This window comes from Terribacillus saccharophilus, assembly GCF_046592895.1.
GTDB lineage: Bacteria > Bacillota > Bacilli > Bacillales > Amphibacillaceae > Terribacillus > Terribacillus saccharophilus_D.
This window is the reverse complement of record NZ_JAWVPU010000006.1, coordinates 1-17,085: the sequence shown is the minus strand read 5'-3', so window position 1 is coordinate 17,085 and position 17,085 is coordinate 1. Positions and strand designations below refer to the sequence as shown.

Genomic DNA, 17,085 nt, shown 5'->3' with positions numbered 1-17,085 from the left:
TATATATTATAGGCTATAGTCATTAACATTAAGATTCTAGCATTTATTTTCAAACAATGCAAGGGGCTTCCAGATAAATTCCGGATGCGGAATTATAATTTCTCGATTTGGGAGAAATCAAGCTCTACAGGTGTTTCCCGACCGAACATATTCACATGGACTTTGACTTTCTGTTTATCCATATCGATATTTTCAATCGTTCCGGTAAAGTCATTGAACGGTCCATCCGTGACGCGGACACTTTCCTTCTCTTCGAAATCGAATTCTGTCAGTGTCTCTTCCATACCCATCCGTTTGAGGATCACTTCGACTTCTTCCTCCAAAAGCGGTGTGGGTTTGGATCCTGAACCAGTGGATCCGACGAAACCAGTTACGCCTGGTGTGTTTCGAACCACATACCAAGAATCATCGGTCATGACCATTTCTGTCAACACGTAACCAGGGAAGACTTTCTTCATCGCTGTTTTACGTTTACCGTTCTTGATTTCCGTCTCTTCGTCCTCTGGAACGACGACGCGGAAGATCTTATCTTCCATTCCCATGGAATCGAGTCTTTTCTCAAGGTTGGCTTTTACTTTATTTTCATATCCAGAATAGGTGTGTACGACATACCATCTTTTTTCCATGCTGTCAGGACAAACGCTTGTCCTTCCCTCCCTTTGGTTTAGTTATTGTCGATACTGGGCAAAAAGACCAATTTAAAAAACCCGTACGAAACGGGTTTTTTCTACGAGCAATATTTAATATCATTATAGCATATATCAGCGGGCATTATTCAAAAGAATAAATTTAAAATCTCAGAGATCCCTAAATCAACTAAACCGAAGAATATAGCAGCAAACACGACAGTCAAAACTGTTACCACTGTATATCGATATAGCTCTTTACCAGTTGGCCAGCTAACTTTCTTCATCTCTTTAGAGACATTCTTCAAAAATGTAACAGGATTCATGGTACTACCCCCAAACTTTCGCCGACAGGCATTGTTGTCTATTTTGTCTCCCGATGCACTGTATGCTTGTCGCATCGTTTGCAGAATTTCCTAGTCTCTAAGCGCTGTGATTGATTTCCACTTTTAGCAGTGGAATAGTTGCGGCTCAAGCATTCCGAGCACGCCAAAGTAATAGTTTTACGCAAAAATCTCCACCCTCTCGGGTATTTTGACACAATTTTACTGTAGCACGCATGAAATGGGTTGTCAACGCAGCTATAACGTCACTTCGCTGATCTCAAGATATCGCTCGAGCTTTCGCTTCACTCGCTGCAAAGCGTTATCGATAGATTTGACATGCCGCTTCAATTCCTCAGAAATCTCTTGATAAGATCTGCCGTCCAGATAAAGAGCCAATACTTGTCTCTCCAATTCACTGAGCAGCTGCGCCATTTTCTCCTCCATGTCGAGGAAGCGCTCCTGGTTGATCAGGACATCTTGCGGATCTCCCGCTTTTGAACTGACGATGATATCGAGCAGTGTCCTGTCGGATTCCTCGTCATAGATAGGCTTGTCCAGCGAAACATAAGAATTGAGCGGAATATGCTTCTGTCTGGTCGCTGTCTTGATCGCTGTGATGATTTGCCTTGTCACACAGAGTTCGGCGAATGCTTTGAAAGAAGCAAGCTTCTCCCCGTTAAAATCACGAATGGCCTTATAAAGGCCGATCATCCCTTCCTGGACAATGTCTTCCCGGTCGGCTCCAATCAGAAAATACGTACGAGCTTTCGCCCTGACAAAATTTCGATACTTGTTAATCAGAAAATCTAGGGCATCAACATGACCTGCTTTAACTAAATCTACAAGAACACTATCTTCCATCACTGCGTAATCCTGGTCTTCTATCCGCTGTTTGACGATTGTCACTTAAGGAATCCCCCTGACCATATATACCGCGAATTTATAGGGTCATTATACAGGCGGTCCAAATAACCGTCAATATACTACTTTGGCTATTTCTTCCTTCTGCGCCATGCTTCGAGCATATCCCGCACTTCCGGTTTCAGGGGGATTTTTGGCTGAAATTGTCGACTATTGTATCCTTCGATTTCCTCGTCGATCTCCCGCTCGATCTGCTTGATTTCCAGATATAGTTCCCTGGACGATTTACGGAGTGCACCTTGCCCAAATATAGTGCGCTGCTCGGCATAATCGCTTGTTGCGACGTAGACTTGTGTTTTTACATTTTTCAACGTTTTAATCAATTTTTCGATACGGTCATCCGCCGTCTCTTTTTCTTTCGTATAAACAACTTCAACTTTAAAGTTTTCGTATTTTTTTTCTAAACCTCTTACATGGTACGCATCAAACACGATGATGACGCGGTGACCTGTGTAAGCTTGATACTCAGCCAGCTTTTCGATCAGCAGCCGGCGTGACTGTTCAAAATCCGTGTCGCGGAGTGCATGCAGTTCTTCCCATGCCCCGATGACGTTATAGCCATCGACCACCAATATGACCATGTTTATTCTCCCAGCGGATGACGCTGACGATTGACTTCATACATAAGCAGGCTAGCCGCGACACTAGCATTGAGGGAAGTTACTTTACCAGTCATCGGCAATGAGACTGTCCAGTCGCACTTCTCCCGGACAAGCCGGCTGATGCCCTTGCCTTCATTTCCGATGACGAGGGCGATCGCTCCCACTGCATCAAGACGGCGATAATCAATCGCACCTTCTGCCGCTGTACCAGCAACCCATACATTCCGCTCCTTCAAATGATCGATCGTTTGTGCCAGGTTCGTCACGCGTGCCACCGGGATATATTCGATTGCCCCGGCGGAAGTCTTGGCAACTGTAGCAGTCAAGCTGACTGAACGACGTTTCGGTATGATGACACCATGGGCGCCGACTGCATCTGCAGTTCGCAGGATGGACCCAAGGTTGTGCGGGTCTTCCATTTCATCAAGGATGATGAAAAACGGCTCCTCCCCACGCTCCTTTGCTACGCGGAATAAGTCATCCACCGTGCTGTACTCATAAGCTGCAACCGAAGCAACAATCCCTTGGTGCGCCCCCTCGATTAATTGATCCAATTTTCTTTTCGGTACTTTCTGGACGATTGTACCGCTTGCTTTCGCCAGTTCCTGAATCGACTGCCATGTTTTTGGCTGAAGATGCTCTGAAACCATGATTTTATTGATTGAACGGCCGGACCGCAATGCTTCCGTGACTGGGTTCTTCCCGATTATCCATTCATCTGCCATGCTGTTGACTCCTTTCTTCCACATGTGTGATAGCCGCTTCTATAAGGGCCTCGAGACGATCTGTATCTTCCAGCAAATAATGATACCCTATAAGCGCTTCAAAGCCTGTACTATATCTGTAAGTCTGCACATCCGTATTTTTAGGGACCGTACCTGATTTGGCATTACGCCCTCTCCGAAAGACTGCCTGTTCTTCCTCCGACAGCATGTCCTTCTCAAGCCAATCATGCATCACCTTCGCTTGCGACTTGGCAGAAACGAAGGTGACTGCTGCGTGATGCAGCTGGTTTGGTTTGACTTCTCCCTTTTGCAGAAGATGTCTGCGGACATAGATCTCATATACAGCGTCCCCCATATAAGCAAGCGCCAGACTTTTCATTTGTTTCACGTCCATGTTTTAGCCTCTTTTCCAGCGCGTACCTTGCGATGTATCCTCCAGGATGATGTTTTTCTCCTTAAGCAGATCGCGAATACGGTCCGCTTCCTGGAAATCGCGATTTTTGCGGGCTTCCACTCGCTGCGTGAGCAAATCTTCAATTTCATCATCCAATAATTCTGTTTCAGCAGCAAAAGTGATACCGAGCACGCCGCCGAGTTCTTCGAATGCTTTGGTGAAGGATTCGATGACTTGTTCGGATGTTTGTTCCTGCTGCAAGTAGACGTTCGCTTCCTTCGCTAAATCAAACAAGACGGATACAGCATTGGCTGTGTTGAAATCATCATCCATCTCTTCTTCAAATCGGGCTGTGAGCCCTTGGATCGTCGCTGTCACATCATTCGCATTACCATCTTGGTTCGTGCTGGCAGCTTTTCGATGCTGCAAGTTATCATAGGCATTCTTGATTCGTGCCAATCCTGTTTTTGCACTCTCCAGCAATTCATCCGTGAAATTGATCGGGTTGCGGTAATGTACGCTCAGCATGAAGAATCGCAATACTTGCGGATCATGCTGCTTGATCAAGTCATGCGCCAGGATGAAGTTGCCAAGTGATTTGGACATTTTCTCGTTATCGATATTGATGTGTCCGTTATGCATCCAATAGTTCGCAAAAGACTTACCATTAAGTGCTTCAGATTGCGCTATCTCATTTTCATGATGCGGGAAAGTGAGATCTGTTCCGCCAGCATGGATATCGATCGTATCACCAAGGTGCTTCTTCACCATAGCCGAGCATTCGATATGCCAGCCCGGGCGTCCTTCACCCCATGGTGTTTCCCAAGAGATTTCACCTGGCTTCGCATTTTTCCATAAAGCGAAATCAAGTGGATCATCCTTTTGCTCGCCGACACGAATGCGGGCACCTGAACGCAATTCATCGATGGACTGGTGAGATAACTTACCATATCCATCAAAAGCTCTTGTACGGAAATAAACGTCACCTTCCGATACATAGGCATAGCCTTTGTCGATCAGCCCTTGGACGAAATCGATGATCTCTCCCATACTATCCGTAACGCGCGGGTGAAGTGCTCCTTCCTTCACTCCCAGCGCAGATGTATCTTCCTTATAGGCTTGGATGAATTTCTCTGCTACCGCATATACATCTTCACCCATTTCTTTTGCCGCATTGATGATTTTGTCATCCACATCGGTGAAGTTCATCACGTAATTCACATCATATCCGCGGTATTCCAAGTAACGGCGCACGGTATCGAATACAATCGGCGGCCTTGCGTTCCCGATATGAATGTAGTTATATACAGTAGGTCCGCATACGTACATGCTTACCTTACCTTCTTCAATCGGAACGAATGGTTCCTTTTTCCGGCTCAATGTATTATAAATTTTTACCGACATGCTGCGTCTCTCCTTTGGCAGCGGCTAGTTCCCGCTGCAGTTCTTTTATTTCTTCTTCCATTTTCCTTAGTTTCTCCGCAACTGGATCTGGCAAATCCTGATGATTGAGGTCTCTTCTGATACGCTCCCCATCTTTGATGACGACACGCCCAGGGATGCCGACGACTGTCGAACATTCCGGAACATCATGCAAGACGACCGACCCTGCACCTATCTTCGAATTGGCTCCGATCGTGATCGAACCCAACACTTTTGCACCTGTTGCAATGAGCGCATTATCTTTGACAGTCGGATGCCGTTTGCCTTTTTCCTTCCCTGTGCCTCCCAAAGTCACACCTTGGAAGATCGTAACATTGTTGCCGATTTCGCATGTTTCCCCGATGACGACACCCATACCGTGATCGATGAAGAAACGCCTGCCAATGGTTGCTCCCGGATGTATCTCAATACCGGTGAAAAAACGACTCACTTGTGAAACAGTGCGGGCAAGGAAGTAGAATTTATGCTTATACAATTGGTGAGCGAACCGATGTGCCCAAACAGCATGCACGCCGGAATACGTAAGGATGACTTCCAAATATGTCCGCGCGGCAGGATCTTGGTCGAATACAACCATGACATCTTCTTTCAGCATCTTGAAAAATCCCATTTTCTCCTCCCTTTCCGCTGCTATCGTTTCACGAAAAAAAGCGTCACTGTACAATGACAGAGACGCTTTTTGCGCGGTTCCACTCTATTTAGGAAAGCCCATGGCATTCCCCAGCTTGACTCAGATAACGGCGAGAACCGCTTTTGCCTACTATAAGTTCGGCAAAAGACTCCGAGGTGCATTTCAGCATAAGCTCTCCAAAGCCACTCGCAGCGTATGCGGCTCTCTCTGCATGGAAAGGCGGATGCGTACTTCTCCTCTTCTACGTTCAAATGTGTAGTACTACTATATTATATTTCAGTGAAAATGTGAATGTTTTACTTTGTCAGCTGTTCGATTGCTGCACGCAGGCGATTCTGCACAACAGTTTCACCTAACAGGTGAATCGAGTTCGGTAGTTCCGGACCATGTGTGACACCTGTTGTTGCTACGCGGATAGGCATAAAGAGCTTCTTGCCTTTTTGACCAGTTTGTTTCTGTGTCGCTTTGATCGCACCTTTGATTGCATCCGGTTCGAATGCTTCCAATGCTGTAAGCTGTTCAGAGAATGCCTTCAATACTTCCGGCACTTGCTCATCTTGAAGCACGTTCATCGCTTCTTCATCATATGAAATCTCATCTTGGAAGAATAGTTCTGTCAGCTCGACAATCTCCGCGCCATAATTCAATTGTTCCTTGTAAAGCGCAATAAGCTCAGCAGCCCAATCGCGACGGGAATCTTCCATGTTTTCAGGAAGTTTGCCGGATTGAATCAAATGCGGCAGCGTCAATTTCTCGATGCGGCCAGCATCTTCTGCTTTGATGTATTGGTTATTCATCCATTTTAGCTTCTGCGGATCGAAAATGGCAGCAGAAGTGGATAGGCGATTCGGATCAAAGATCTTGATGATTTCATCTTTCGTGAAGATTTCTTCTTCGCCGACTGGTGACCAGCCAAGCAAGCTGATGAAGTTGAACATCGCTTCCGGCAAGTATCCTAAGTTCTTATATTGCTCGATGAACTGCAAGATATGCTCATCACGCTTGGAAAGCTTTTTGCGGTTTTCATTCAAAATCAATGTCATATGTCCGAATTGCGGCGGCTCCCAGCCGAATGCTTCATAAATCATAAGCTGTTTCGGTGTGTTGGAGATATGCTCTTCACCTCGAAGGATATGGGAAATCTCCATCAAATGATCATCGACTGCAACTGCGAAGTTATACGTTGGAATACCGTTCTTCTTCACGATGACCCAGTCACCGAAATCGCTGGACTCGAAGCTGATTTCATCACGTACGATATCATTGAACTTATAAGTTTTGTTTTCCGGCACACGGAAACGGATGCTCGGCTGTCTGCCTTCTGCTTCAAATTGTTTTTCTTGCTCCGGCGTCAGATCACGGTGGGCACCAGAATACTTAGGCACTTGTCCGTTTGCTTTTTGTTCTTCGCGCTCTTTTTCCAATTCCTCTTCCGTTACGTAGCATTTGTATGCCAAACCGCGGTCAAGCAATTCATTTACATATTTCTTGTAAATATCAAGACGCTCGAGCTGACGGTACGGTCCATATTCCCCGCCGATATCGGCACCTTCATCCCACTTGATGCCAAGCCATTTCAAATAGCTGAACTGGCTTTCCTCTCCGCCTTCCACATTTCGCTTTTCATCTGTATCTTCTGTACGAACGATGAACTTACCATCATGATGACGGGCGTACAAATAGTTGAATAATGCTGTTCTTGCGTTTCCGATATGCAAATGTCCAGTCGGACTTGGAGCATAGCGTACGCGTACAGGTTTTGACATAAAAATAACTCCCCTTCAATTATGTTAGGCTTGCTGCAAAAGGACGACTGCTTGGGCAGCGATTCCTTCTTTTCGGCCAGTAAAGCCAAGCTGTTCCGTTGTCGTTGCTTTTACATTGATCTGACTAGGTTCTGCTTCAAGCATCCCCGCTATATTCTCGCGGATCTGATCGATATATGGCGCCATCTTCGGTGCTTGCGCAATTACTGTACAATCCAGGTTACCTAGTTTATATCCTTTTTCTTTCACTAGCTGCCATACATGCCGCAGCAATACTTCCGAGTCTGCATCCTTGAAGGCAGGATCGGTATCCGGGAAATGCTTGCCGATATCTCCCAGTGCCAGAGCGCCAAGACAGGCATCCGCCACTGTATGTAATAGTACATCCGCATCTGAGTGACCGAGCAATCCTAGTTCATGGGGGATCGTGATTCCGCCGATGATACAAGGTCTGCCCTCTGCAAATGCATGTACATCAAATCCTTGTCCAATTCGAAACATAATGTGACCTCACTTTATTTGCCATTTAGAAATGCTTCTGCTTTGTATAAATCCTCTGGTGTCGTAAGCTTCATATTGTCGTAGCTGCCTTCCACAATGAAAACATCCTGGTCGATCCGTTCCACCAGCGATGCATCATCCGTTCCGAGCATACCCTCGACTTTAGCTGACACATGTGCATCATAGATAAGCTGATAATCAAAAGCCTGCGGAGTCTGTGCAGCCCACAGAAGTCCGCGATCCATCGTTTCCAGCCGATTGCCCCGGCGAAGCTTGATTGTGTCGGTGACAGGAACCGCAAGTATTGCAGCACGGTGCTCTTGGCATGCTTCCGCCAGCGCATGGAGCCTGTCAATGGTGACAAACGGCCGTGCGCCATCGTGTATGAATATCATACCGGACTTATTCGGCAATGCTTCCAGACCCATCAGGACACTTTCCTGCCGCTCGCCACCGCCTTCTGTCAGATTGATCGGTGTGGACCAAACTTGGGCCTCAAGCAGCTGCTGCATCAAGTCATGATCTGCTTCGCTCACGACGAGCGTGATGGACGTACACCAAGGATCTTTATCAAAAACTGTCAGCGTGTGGACAATGAGCGGTTTCTGTCCAATTGTAAGAAATTGCTTATTATGGCCGGCTTGCATCCGCTTCCCTTGCCCGGCAGCTAACACGATAGCTTGATAGTACATCTATTTTACCGCCTTATATTATGTCGAATCCAAACAAAAGCGATAACATCCCATGTTATCACTTTTGTCTACTTCTATCATGTTATACTTTTTCACAATGCTTTTTCAAGTAATTTCGGCTTTGCGAAGATCATTCGGCCGGCAGAAGTCTGCAATACACTTGTTATGAGCACCTCGATCGTCTTGCCGATGTAATTCTTGCCTTCTTCGACAACGATCATTGTACCGTCATCCAAATAAGCAACACCTTGATTATGTTCCTTACCATCTTTGATCACCTGGACTGTCAATTCCTCACCCGGAATGACGACCGGCTTCACCGCATTTGCTAAATCATTGATGTTCAGGACCGGGACATTTTGGAACTCACATACTTTGTTCAAATTGAAATCATTGGTGACGACGATACCGTCGATGACTTTGGCCAATTTGACTAGTTTGGAATCCACTTCAGGGATATCCTCAAAGTCACCTTCATAAAACTCGACCTTCACACCCGGCATCTCTTTTTGTATCCTATTCAGGACATCAAGACCGCGGCGGCCGCGGTTACGCTTCAATGCGTCAGATGAATCTGCGATATGCTGCAGCTCATTCAACACGAATTGCGGAATCACGATTGTACCTTCCAGGAAATTCGTTTCACAAATGTCCGCGATACGTCCATCGATGATGACACTCGTGTCCAGCAGTTTGGATTTTGGCTGGACAGCCATTGCTTTATCTTCACTGGCTTCTTGCTCATCCGCTGCTTTTTTCTTATCTTTTTTCGCCAGTGTCATCATATTCAGGAACTCATCCCGACGCTTGAAGCCGACCTGAAATCCGATGTATCCAAGGCAGATTGTCACAAACAACGGCAGCACTTCCGATACAAGCACAAAACCGATACCGCGGACAGGGATCGTTATCAAATACGCAACGACCAATCCGATGATAAGCCCGATGCTGCCAAAGAATAAATCAGCAGCAGGTGTCTTGACTAGTGAATCCTCGACCCAATGGATGAAGCCGACGATATAATCAACCACCCAAAACAGTAATAAGAATAATAGAATAGCTCCGCCAATCAATCCGACGATCGGGGAATTAAGCCAACCAATGTTAGTGAAGTTCGCTAGATCCATCAATTTTGGAATGTAGAGAAACCCGACCATACCACCTGCAACGATAATAAATAATTGCACGATTCGCTTTAACATTACTGTCACCTCCTAGCAGAAAGTATTACCTGAAACAAAATAAATTAGACGTAAAAATAAATAATTGCAGTTTAACCGTAGCATGTTTTAGAAATCCCGTCAATTTAGGAAATCTTACATGGTAGCATAAATATAGATGAAATGTCAAAAAATATTACCAATTTCAGGAGAGGTCAATCCTCTCCCAAAACAATCCGCAGTGCTTCACTCACCGAGTTGACTCCAATGACCTTGATACTCGATGGAATGGTCCAGCCATCGAGGTTCTTCTTCGGTACAATCGCCCGCTTGAATCCAAGCTTGGCTGCTTCCTGGACACGCTGCTCTATCCGGGAGACACGTCTTACCTCACCGGTCAGACCCACCTCGCCTATCATGATATCATCCGGCTTGGTCGGCTTGTCCTTGAAACTGGATGCGATACTGGCCGCAACAGCAAGGTCGATTGCCGGCTCGTCCAGTCGCATTCCGCCCGCTATTTTCACATATGCATCCTGGTTCTGCAGCATCAGCCCGACACGCTTCTCCAGCACCGCCATCAATAATGGTACTCGGTTATGATCTGTCCCCGTGGCCATACGGCGCGGATTTCCGAAGCTGGTAGGAGAGATCAGCGCTTGGATTTCGACGAGGACAGGACGCGTCCCTTCCATGGACGCTACGACCGTGGACCCTGCCGCACCCTGGGATCTTTCCTCCAAGAAAATCTCAGAAGGATTCGTCACTTCCCTCAGTCCTTCTTCCTTCATCTCGAAAATACCCATTTCATTTGTACTTCCGAACCGGTTCTTTACACTTCGCAGAATCCGGAATGTATGATGACGTTCCCCTTCGAAGTATAAAACGGCATCCACCATATGTTCCAAAAGTCTGGGACCGGCAATCGCACCTTCCTTCGTCACGTGGCCAACAAGGAAGATCGGTATGCCATTCGTCTTGGCGACCCGCATCAGCTCACTTGTACATTCCCGTACCTGTGACACGCTTCCAGGTGCACTGGTGACTTCTTCCCGGTAAACAGTCTGGATAGAGTCGACAACGACAAATGCCGGTTTCAATTCTTCGATATGCCGCGTGATATCCTGCAGATTGGTCTCCGATAGTACATAAAGCTGATCAGCTTTTACACCAAGGCGGTCTGCACGCAGTTTCGTCTGCCGAGCTGATTCCTCTCCTGATATATACAATACCGGCAAATCCTTTTCTGCCAGCTGGGCACTGACCTGCAGGAGCAAAGTCGATTTACCGATACCAGGGTCGCCACCGATAAGCACCAATGACCCTGCAACGATACCGCCGCCGAGCACCCTGTTGAATTCCGGAAGGTTCGTGGTAACACGGGGTTCCTTTTCGGATTGAATGGCCGTGATAGCCTGAGGCTTTGCAGCTGTCGTTGTATTCGAATGACGGAAAGCCCCGCTGCCAGCCGGTGTGACGACTTCTTCCGTAAAGGTATTCCAGTTATTGCAGCTTGGGCATTTGCCCATCCATTTCGCGGACTCATATCCGCATTCCTGACAAACATACTTCGTCTTTCTCTTTGCCAAACCTATCAAATCCCTCTCCATCATTTTATACGATAATTACGGCATAAAAGTTACAGAAATATATCAAACAAAATCTTTATTATAGAAATAATTACACAAATAATAGCAAAAAGGGAGGCGCGAACACCTCCCTATTCTCATTTGCCTGTTACGACATACTTACCTTCTTTATCCACATCGATATTCACTTGTTGTCCTTTACGGATATTCTCACGCAAAAGTTCTTCCGATAATAGATCTTCGATGTTTTTCTGGATGGCACGACGTAGTGGACGGGCACCATATTCGGCATCGAAGCCATCATTAGCGATTTTCTCAATGACAGCATCAGTCAGTGTGAATTCAATATCCTGCTGTGCAAGACGCTTCTTGAGCTGATCTGCCATCAATGTCACGATATCCTTCATATGTTTCTTCTCAAGCGGATGGAAGACGATCGTTTCATCAATACGGTTCAGGAACTCCGGACGGAAAGCTTTTTTCAGCTCTTCTGTCACTTTCGCTTTCATATCCTTGAAGTTTTGATCCTCACTATCCATTGTGAAACCAAGTGATTTGCTGCGTTTCAGTTCACTTGCACCGACATTGGAAGTCATGATCAGAATCGTGTTGCGGAAATCGACCAATCGACCCTTGGAATCCGTCAAACGGCCATCTTCCAAAACTTGAAGCAAGATATTGAATACTTCAGGGTGCGCTTTTTCCACCTCATCAAGCAATACAACAGAGTAAGGTTTACGACGTACCTTCTCAGTAAGCTGTCCGCCCTCTTCATACCCCACATATCCTGGAGGAGAACCGACAAGACGTGCAGTGGAATGACGTTCCATGTATTCCGACATGTCGATACGGATCATCGCATCTTCATCACCGAACATGGAATCAGCCAAAGCTCGCGCTAATTCTGTTTTACCGACACCAGTAGGACCTAGGAAAATGAAGGAACCAATCGGACGTTTCGGATCCTTAAGACCAGCACGCGCACGGCGTATTGCTTTGGAGATAGCCACAACAGCTTCCTCTTGTCCGATGACACGTCCATGCAATGTCTGCTCCATATTCAGCAACCGCTCTGATTCATCTTTTGTCAGCTTGGCAACCGGTACGCCGGTCCAGATGGAAACAACAGATGCGATGTCTTCCACAGTGACTTCACTGCTTTCCTGGCCTTGCTTCTCTTTCCATTGATCTTTCGTCTGATCGAGCTGATCACGCAGTCGCTGTTCGGTATCACGCAAGGAAGCCGCTTTTTCGAATTCCTGGCTCTGTACAGCTGCATCCTTCTCTTTGCGTACTTCTTCAAGCTTCTGTTCAAGCTCCTTCAAGTTCGGCGGAGCTGTGTAAGAACGAAGTCTTACTTTGGAAGCTGCCTCGTCAATCAAGTCGATCGCCTTATCTGGAAGGAAACGATCTGTGATATAACGATCAGAGAACTCTGCTGCTGCACGGATGGCTTCATCCGTGATCGTTACACGGTGATGGGCTTCATATCTGTCACGCAACCCTGTCAGGATCTGCACGGATTCCTCGACAGATGGCTCATCGACTTGGATCGGCTGGAAACGACGCTCAAGCGCTGCATCTTTTTCGATGTATTTGCGATACTCATCAAGTGTAGTGGCACCGATACACTGCAGTTCACCGCGGGCAAGGGATGGCTTCAGGATATTGGAAGCATCAATCGCTCCTTCTGCTCCGCCAGCACCGATAAGTGTATGCAATTCATCGATGAAGAGGATGATATTGCCTGCTTGGCGAATCTCCTCCATCACTTTTTTCAAGCGATCTTCAAATTCCCCGCGATATTTCGTACCAGCCACGACAGTACCCATATCAAGTGTCATGACACGCTTATCACGCAATATTTCCGGTATCTCATTGTTGATGATCTGCTGTGCAAGGCCTTCAGCAACTGCTGTTTTACCGACACCAGGCTCCCCGATCAAGACAGGGTTGTTCTTGGTACGGCGGCTAAGGACTTGGATGACACGCTCGATTTCTTTCTCACGGCCGATGACCGGGTCGATATTGCCTTCTTTGGCAATTGCCGTAAGATCTCTCGCCAAGCTGTCTAATGTAGGCGTATTCGCTCTGGCAGACTGACTGCCGCGCTGTTTGCCAGCAGAAGACTCATTGCTGCCCAAAAGCTGAAGCACTTGCTGGCGGGCTTTATTCAAGCTGACACCAAGGTTATTCAGCACACGTGCCGCGACACCTTCACCTTCGCGGATCAAACCAAGAAGGATATGCTCGGTACCGACATAGGAATGCCCAAGCTTTCTCGCTTCGTCCAAGGAAAGCTCGATTACTTTCTTCGCACGTGGTGTGTAATAAGGTGTACCAGTGATCTTCTGGCCGCGCCCGATAAGCTGCTCGACCTCTTCCTGGATACGCTCTGTTTCCAATCCCAGCGTCGTCAGAGCTTTTGCGGCGATTCCTTCGCCTTCGCTCACCAGACCCAATAGTATGTGTTCTGTACCAATATTGTTATGTCCAAGACGCACTGCTTCTTCTTGTGCCAGTGCAAGGACCTTTTGTGCTCTTTCCGTGAAACGTCCAAACATCATAGGAATTCCTCCTTGGTCGATCAGTTATTTTCTAAATGCATCCGCTCTCTGATGAGGGATGCACGTAACGCATCTCGTTCTCTGCCAGATAAGCTTCTTTTCGCATAGTGCTGCAGGAAGCCTGGCTGTATCAATACCATTAATTCATTAAGTATGGATTGAGGCATATCTTGTATATACCCAATATCAATGCCTAATCTAACATCCGATAAACAAGTAGCTGCTTCTTTGGATTCAATGATCCGGCTGTAATGCAGCGTACCGTATGAACGGAAAATCCTATCTTCCAGCTGGATGCTCAGCTCTTCTGTCAGTGTTTCGCGAGCTTGCCTTTCCTGCTCGATCAACTGGCTTACAACACTCTCCAGATCCTCGACGATATCCTGCTCCGATTTTCCCAAGGTGATCTGATTGGAAATCTGATAGATATTGCCTTGTGCCTCACTGCCTTCTCCATATATACCACGCACAACAAGTCCCAGCTGGTTGATTGCCGGTGTCAAACGGTTCATTTGATGCGTCATGGTCAAAGCAGGCAAATGCATCATCACCGAGGCTCTTAATCCAGTTCCGACATTCGTCGGGCAGGTCGTCAGATAACCTCTTTCTTCATCGAAAGCATATGTTATCTTCTGCTCCAGCCAATCATCCACTTCGAAGGCTTCCTGCAAAGCCTTTTGCAGTTGGAAGCCTGGTAGATACAGCTGGATGCGCAGATGGTCTTCTTCATTTACCATGATAGAGACTTGTTCGCTTTCGGATAGTAAAACTCCTGCTTCCTCCGCATGTTCTGCTAAATGCGGACTGATCAAGTGTTTTTCCACAAACACTTTCTTTTCGATCGGTGTGAGATCTGCAATGCGTATGAACTGCATATCCACTCGATCGTTGAATGAAGCATCCTGGAAACTTTCCTGGAAAAAGTTCAGCACATCATCCAGGTCCTCAGCCTTTGCAATCAAGGGAAACGTCCGATTCTCGAAGTTCCTGGCCAACCGGATACGACTGCTCATGACTATATCACAGTCAGGACCATTTTCTTTCATCCAAGGGCTGATTGCATCACTCATGAATTTCTCAAGTGACATTAGCTCCCACCCTCTTCCTGTCCGTCGGATTGCTGTTCCAAAGATCGTATCTTGTCCCGGAGCTCTGCTGCTTTTTCAAACTCTTCAGCCTGTATGAATTGCTGCATGCTTTCCCGATACGCAGCAATCTTCCGTTTCTTCTCGATTCCACTGCCCATACGCTTTGGAATCTTGCCTTCATGTTTCGTATTGCCGCTGTGCACACGACGGAAGATGGGATCCAGATTTTCTTCAAAAGTTTCATAGCAGGAAGCACATCCGAATTTCCCCAATCGGGTGAATTCATTATATGTGAGTCCGCATTTTTGACACGCAAGAGTTGCTGGAGCTTGCGAGAATTGTTTGTGTCCTTGAACAGACGAAGGATTCATATGAAAAAGACCAGATAATAAATTATGCAGGGAATAACCTTGTTGGCCGTAGGAAACATATCCGTTCTCTTTCGCACATTGTTCGCAAACATGCATTTCTGTTTTCTGTCCATTGACGACATTCGTCAAATGCAATGTTGCTGGTCTGATATGACATTCTTGACATTCCATGCTAACGCCTCCTTATCCGACTAATACTTGATAGCAGTCAGCATTGAAACCAGGATACGGGATCTGACCTCATCCCGAATCGGAAGAGGGAAAGCCAGCGTTTCCCGACTGGTGGCCCTCAGCATGATCTTTGCTTCCCGATCTGTCAGGATCCCCTCTTCAGCCAGTCTCTGAATCACACTGTTGGCAGTCTGCTGTGAAACATGCGGCTGCACCATTTCAATCACGTCATCTATCAAGCTTGCTTCTGTATGATGCTTTACCCGAATTATACGAATATAACCGCCGCCACCGCGCTTACTCTCCACCAGATACCCCTTCTCGACGGTAAATCTGGTTTTTATGACGTAATTGATCTGAGAGGGTACGCATTGAAAGCGATTAGCTACCTCGCTGCGCTTTATTTCCACTTCCTGCGTTTCGTTGGATTGGAGAATCTGCTTGAGATATGCCTCGATTATGTCAGATATATTGTTGCTCACACAAAGCTGCCTCCCTTCTTTTGACTTTGACTATCTTTGACTTTATTATATACATTTTAAAGGAGGAATGCAAAGCACTTCCTCTCTAGCATAGCCTCCAAAAACAGAAAAAAACCCTTCAAAAGGGTTTTAACTTTTACCGGTACTGACAGATCTGATATTTGTCAGTTGCGTCAGTTCTTCAAAAAGCTCCATTTCCTTTATGGCATGACGTGTTTCCAGTTCGACATGCAGTATCCTGCTTTCATGATGATGCTTTTTCATTTGCATATTCGTCAGTGCCAAATGATGGCGTTCGAGGATTTCCATGATGGGAGAGACGCTTTCTTCATTATCCAATTCGATATCAAGGCGATATGATTTCTGTTTCTTACTAGAAAAAAACAACTTCTCAAAATTATTCAGGAAAATAAGAATCAAAAGGATGATGATGGTAGTGAATACAGCTTCCATATACATCCCTGCTCCAATTACAAGTCCAAGACCTGCTACGGTCCAAACAGAAGCTGCTGTTGTCAGTCCCCTGACCGTAGTGCCATTCACCAGAATCGTGCCCGCCCCCAGAAAACCGATACCACTGATAACGTAAGAGGGTATACGAGCCGGGTCGAACTGCACATAGTCATGCTCTTCACTGAATTCTGTAAAACCATATAAAGATAAGATCATCATAAGACAAGAGCCTACACCAACCAGGATATGTGTCCGCAAACCAGCATGATGGTTACCCATACCCCGTTCCATCCCGATGGCCCCTGACAAAAATATAGCTATTATAATTTTTAACATGACTGTTAGAAATTGCTCATCGAAATATTGCTCCATTTATGCTTCCCTTCTTTCTCTATGCAGTATATGAATATTGTCATGTTAATATGAAATATTTATATTCCCCAATTACCAGAAGTATAAAGCAAGACATGCAAAAAACTCCTGATAGATTAACCTATCAGGAGTTTTCATCTTGCCTGGCAGCGTCCTACTCTCGCAGGGCGAACCCAACTACCATCGGCGCTGAAGAGCTTAACTG

The 17,085-nt window shown here is 46.3% G+C and carries 19 protein-coding genes and 1 other annotated feature; all 19 genes read right to left on the bottom strand.

Annotated features, from left to right (window positions below):
* Positions 1-92: 92 nt before the first annotated feature.
* Positions 93-626 (bottom strand): transcription termination/antitermination protein NusG, encoded by a 534-nt coding sequence (nusG, locus tag SFC66_RS16390; protein WP_038565138.1) that lies wholly within the window; start codon positions 624-626, stop codon positions 93-95.
* A gap of 149 nt (positions 627-775) precedes the next feature.
* Positions 776-952, bottom strand: a complete 177-nt coding sequence (gene secE, locus SFC66_RS16385) for a preprotein translocase subunit SecE (protein ID WP_411219802.1) — start codon at positions 950-952, stop codon at positions 776-778.
* 38 nt (positions 953-990) lie between these two features.
* Positions 991-1,137: a 50S ribosomal protein L33 gene (gene rpmG / locus SFC66_RS16380; RefSeq protein WP_095224630.1), complete on the bottom strand. Its 147-nt coding sequence runs from the start codon at positions 1,135-1,137 to the stop codon at positions 991-993.
* A 70-nt stretch (positions 1,138-1,207) separates the two neighbouring features.
* Positions 1,208-1,858 (bottom strand): RNA polymerase sporulation sigma factor SigH, encoded by a 651-nt coding sequence (gene sigH / locus SFC66_RS16375; protein ID WP_411219801.1) that lies wholly within the window; start codon positions 1,856-1,858, stop codon positions 1,208-1,210.
* Positions 1,859-1,944: 86 nt separating this feature from the next.
* Positions 1,945-2,454, bottom strand: a complete 510-nt coding sequence (locus SFC66_RS16370; RefSeq protein ID WP_411219800.1) for an NYN domain-containing protein — start codon at positions 2,452-2,454, stop codon at positions 1,945-1,947.
* Positions 2,455-2,456: 2 nt separating this feature from the next.
* Positions 2,457-3,200, bottom strand: coding sequence for a 23S rRNA (guanosine(2251)-2'-O)-methyltransferase RlmB (gene rlmB / locus SFC66_RS16365; RefSeq protein WP_411219799.1), 744 nt, complete (start codon positions 3,198-3,200; stop codon positions 2,457-2,459).
* The gene (locus SFC66_RS16360; protein ID WP_411219798.1) at positions 3,190-3,594 is read right to left on the bottom strand and encodes a Mini-ribonuclease 3; all 405 of its coding nucleotides are present in this window, start codon (positions 3,592-3,594) and stop codon (positions 3,190-3,192) included. The genes rlmB and SFC66_RS16360 overlap by 11 nt, the downstream gene beginning before the upstream one ends.
* Positions 3,595-3,597: 3 nt before the next feature.
* Positions 3,598-4,998: a cysteine--tRNA ligase gene (gene cysS, locus SFC66_RS16355; protein WP_411219797.1), complete on the bottom strand. Its 1,401-nt coding sequence runs from the start codon at positions 4,996-4,998 to the stop codon at positions 3,598-3,600.
* Entirely contained in the window at positions 4,979-5,707 is a 729-nt protein-coding gene (cysE, locus tag SFC66_RS16350; RefSeq protein ID WP_486388644.1) for a serine O-acetyltransferase, read from the bottom strand. Before cysE ends, cysS begins: the two co-directional genes overlap by 20 nt.
* Positions 5,703-5,921: a binding site (T-box leader), on the bottom strand. Its footprint overlaps the gene before it by 5 nt.
* A gap of 43 nt (positions 5,922-5,964) precedes the next feature.
* The gene (gene gltX, locus SFC66_RS16345; protein ID WP_411219796.1) at positions 5,965-7,434 is read right to left on the bottom strand and encodes a glutamate--tRNA ligase; all 1,470 of its coding nucleotides are present in this window, start codon (positions 7,432-7,434) and stop codon (positions 5,965-5,967) included.
* 24 nt (positions 7,435-7,458) lie between these two features.
* The gene (gene ispF / locus SFC66_RS16340) at positions 7,459-7,935 is read right to left on the bottom strand and encodes a 2-C-methyl-D-erythritol 2,4-cyclodiphosphate synthase (RefSeq protein ID WP_411219795.1); all 477 of its coding nucleotides are present in this window, start codon (positions 7,933-7,935) and stop codon (positions 7,459-7,461) included.
* A 14-nt stretch (positions 7,936-7,949) separates the two neighbouring features.
* On the bottom strand, positions 7,950-8,627 hold the full coding sequence (gene ispD / locus SFC66_RS16335; RefSeq protein ID WP_411219794.1) for a 2-C-methyl-D-erythritol 4-phosphate cytidylyltransferase: 678 nt from the start codon (positions 8,625-8,627) through the stop codon (positions 7,950-7,952).
* 92 nt (positions 8,628-8,719) lie between these two features.
* The gene (locus SFC66_RS16330; RefSeq protein ID WP_411219793.1) at positions 8,720-9,829 is read right to left on the bottom strand and encodes a PIN/TRAM domain-containing protein; all 1,110 of its coding nucleotides are present in this window, start codon (positions 9,827-9,829) and stop codon (positions 8,720-8,722) included.
* Between the two features lie 173 nt (positions 9,830-10,002).
* On the bottom strand, positions 10,003-11,376 hold the full coding sequence (gene radA, locus SFC66_RS16325; protein ID WP_411219792.1) for a DNA repair protein RadA: 1,374 nt from the start codon (positions 11,374-11,376) through the stop codon (positions 10,003-10,005).
* A gap of 137 nt (positions 11,377-11,513) precedes the next feature.
* Positions 11,514-13,943, bottom strand: coding sequence for an ATP-dependent protease ATP-binding subunit ClpC (clpC, locus tag SFC66_RS16320; RefSeq protein ID WP_411216370.1), 2,430 nt, complete (start codon positions 13,941-13,943; stop codon positions 11,514-11,516).
* Positions 13,944-13,963: 20 nt separating this feature from the next.
* Positions 13,964-15,031, bottom strand: coding sequence for a protein-arginine kinase McsB (mcsB, locus tag SFC66_RS16315; RefSeq protein WP_411219791.1), 1,068 nt, complete (start codon positions 15,029-15,031; stop codon positions 13,964-13,966).
* On the bottom strand, positions 15,031-15,573 hold the full coding sequence (gene mcsA, locus SFC66_RS16310; RefSeq protein ID WP_411219790.1) for a protein-arginine kinase activator protein McsA: 543 nt from the start codon (positions 15,571-15,573) through the stop codon (positions 15,031-15,033). Before mcsA ends, mcsB begins: the two co-directional genes overlap by 1 nt.
* Before the next feature lie 20 nt (positions 15,574-15,593).
* Complete coding sequence (locus tag SFC66_RS16305; RefSeq protein ID WP_411219789.1) at positions 15,594-16,055, bottom strand: CtsR family transcriptional regulator; 462 nt, start codon at positions 16,053-16,055, stop codon at positions 15,594-15,596.
* Between the two features lie 129 nt (positions 16,056-16,184).
* On the bottom strand, positions 16,185-16,799 hold the full coding sequence (locus SFC66_RS16300; protein ID WP_411219788.1) for an MgtC/SapB family protein: 615 nt from the start codon (positions 16,797-16,799) through the stop codon (positions 16,185-16,187).
* Positions 16,800-17,085 lie beyond the last annotated feature (286 nt).

Bases quoted from the DNA above. Each gene is read 5' to 3' on its own strand.
- mcsA (WP_411219790.1), bottom strand. From the start codon at position 15,573: ATGGAATGTCAAGAATGTCATATCAGACCAGCAACATTGCATTTGACG.
- secE (WP_411219802.1), bottom strand. From the start codon at position 952: ATGAATCCTGTTACATTTTTGAAGAATGTCTCTAAAGAGATGAAGAAA.
- nusG (WP_038565138.1), bottom strand. From the start codon at position 626: ATGGAAAAAAGATGGTATGTCGTACACACCTATTCTGGATATGAAAAT.
- cysS (WP_411219797.1), bottom strand. From the start codon at position 4,998: ATGTCGGTAAAAATTTATAATACATTGAGCCGGAAAAAGGAACCATTC.
- SFC66_RS16360 (WP_411219798.1), bottom strand. From the start codon at position 3,594: ATGGACGTGAAACAAATGAAAAGTCTGGCGCTTGCTTATATGGGGGAC.
- SFC66_RS16300 (WP_411219788.1), bottom strand. From the start codon at position 16,799: ATGGAACGGGGTATGGGTAACCATCATGCTGGTTTGCGGACACATATC.
- rlmB (WP_411219799.1), bottom strand. From the start codon at position 3,200: ATGGCAGATGAATGGATAATCGGGAAGAACCCAGTCACGGAAGCATTG.
- clpC (WP_411216370.1), bottom strand. From the start codon at position 13,943: ATGATGTTTGGACGTTTCACGGAAAGAGCACAAAAGGTCCTTGCACTG.
- SFC66_RS16370 (WP_411219800.1), bottom strand. From the start codon at position 2,454: ATGGTCATATTGGTGGTCGATGGCTATAACGTCATCGGGGCATGGGAA.
- ispD (WP_411219794.1), bottom strand. From the start codon at position 8,627: ATGTACTATCAAGCTATCGTGTTAGCTGCCGGGCAAGGGAAGCGGATG.
- SFC66_RS16330 (WP_411219793.1), bottom strand. From the start codon at position 9,829: ATGTTAAAGCGAATCGTGCAATTATTTATTATCGTTGCAGGTGGTATG.
- mcsB (WP_411219791.1), bottom strand. From the start codon at position 15,031: ATGTCACTTGAGAAATTCATGAGTGATGCAATCAGCCCTTGGATGAAA.
- ispF (WP_411219795.1), bottom strand. From the start codon at position 7,935: ATGTTTCGAATTGGACAAGGATTTGATGTACATGCATTTGCAGAGGGC.
- gltX (WP_411219796.1), bottom strand. From the start codon at position 7,434: ATGTCAAAACCTGTACGCGTACGCTATGCTCCAAGTCCGACTGGACAT.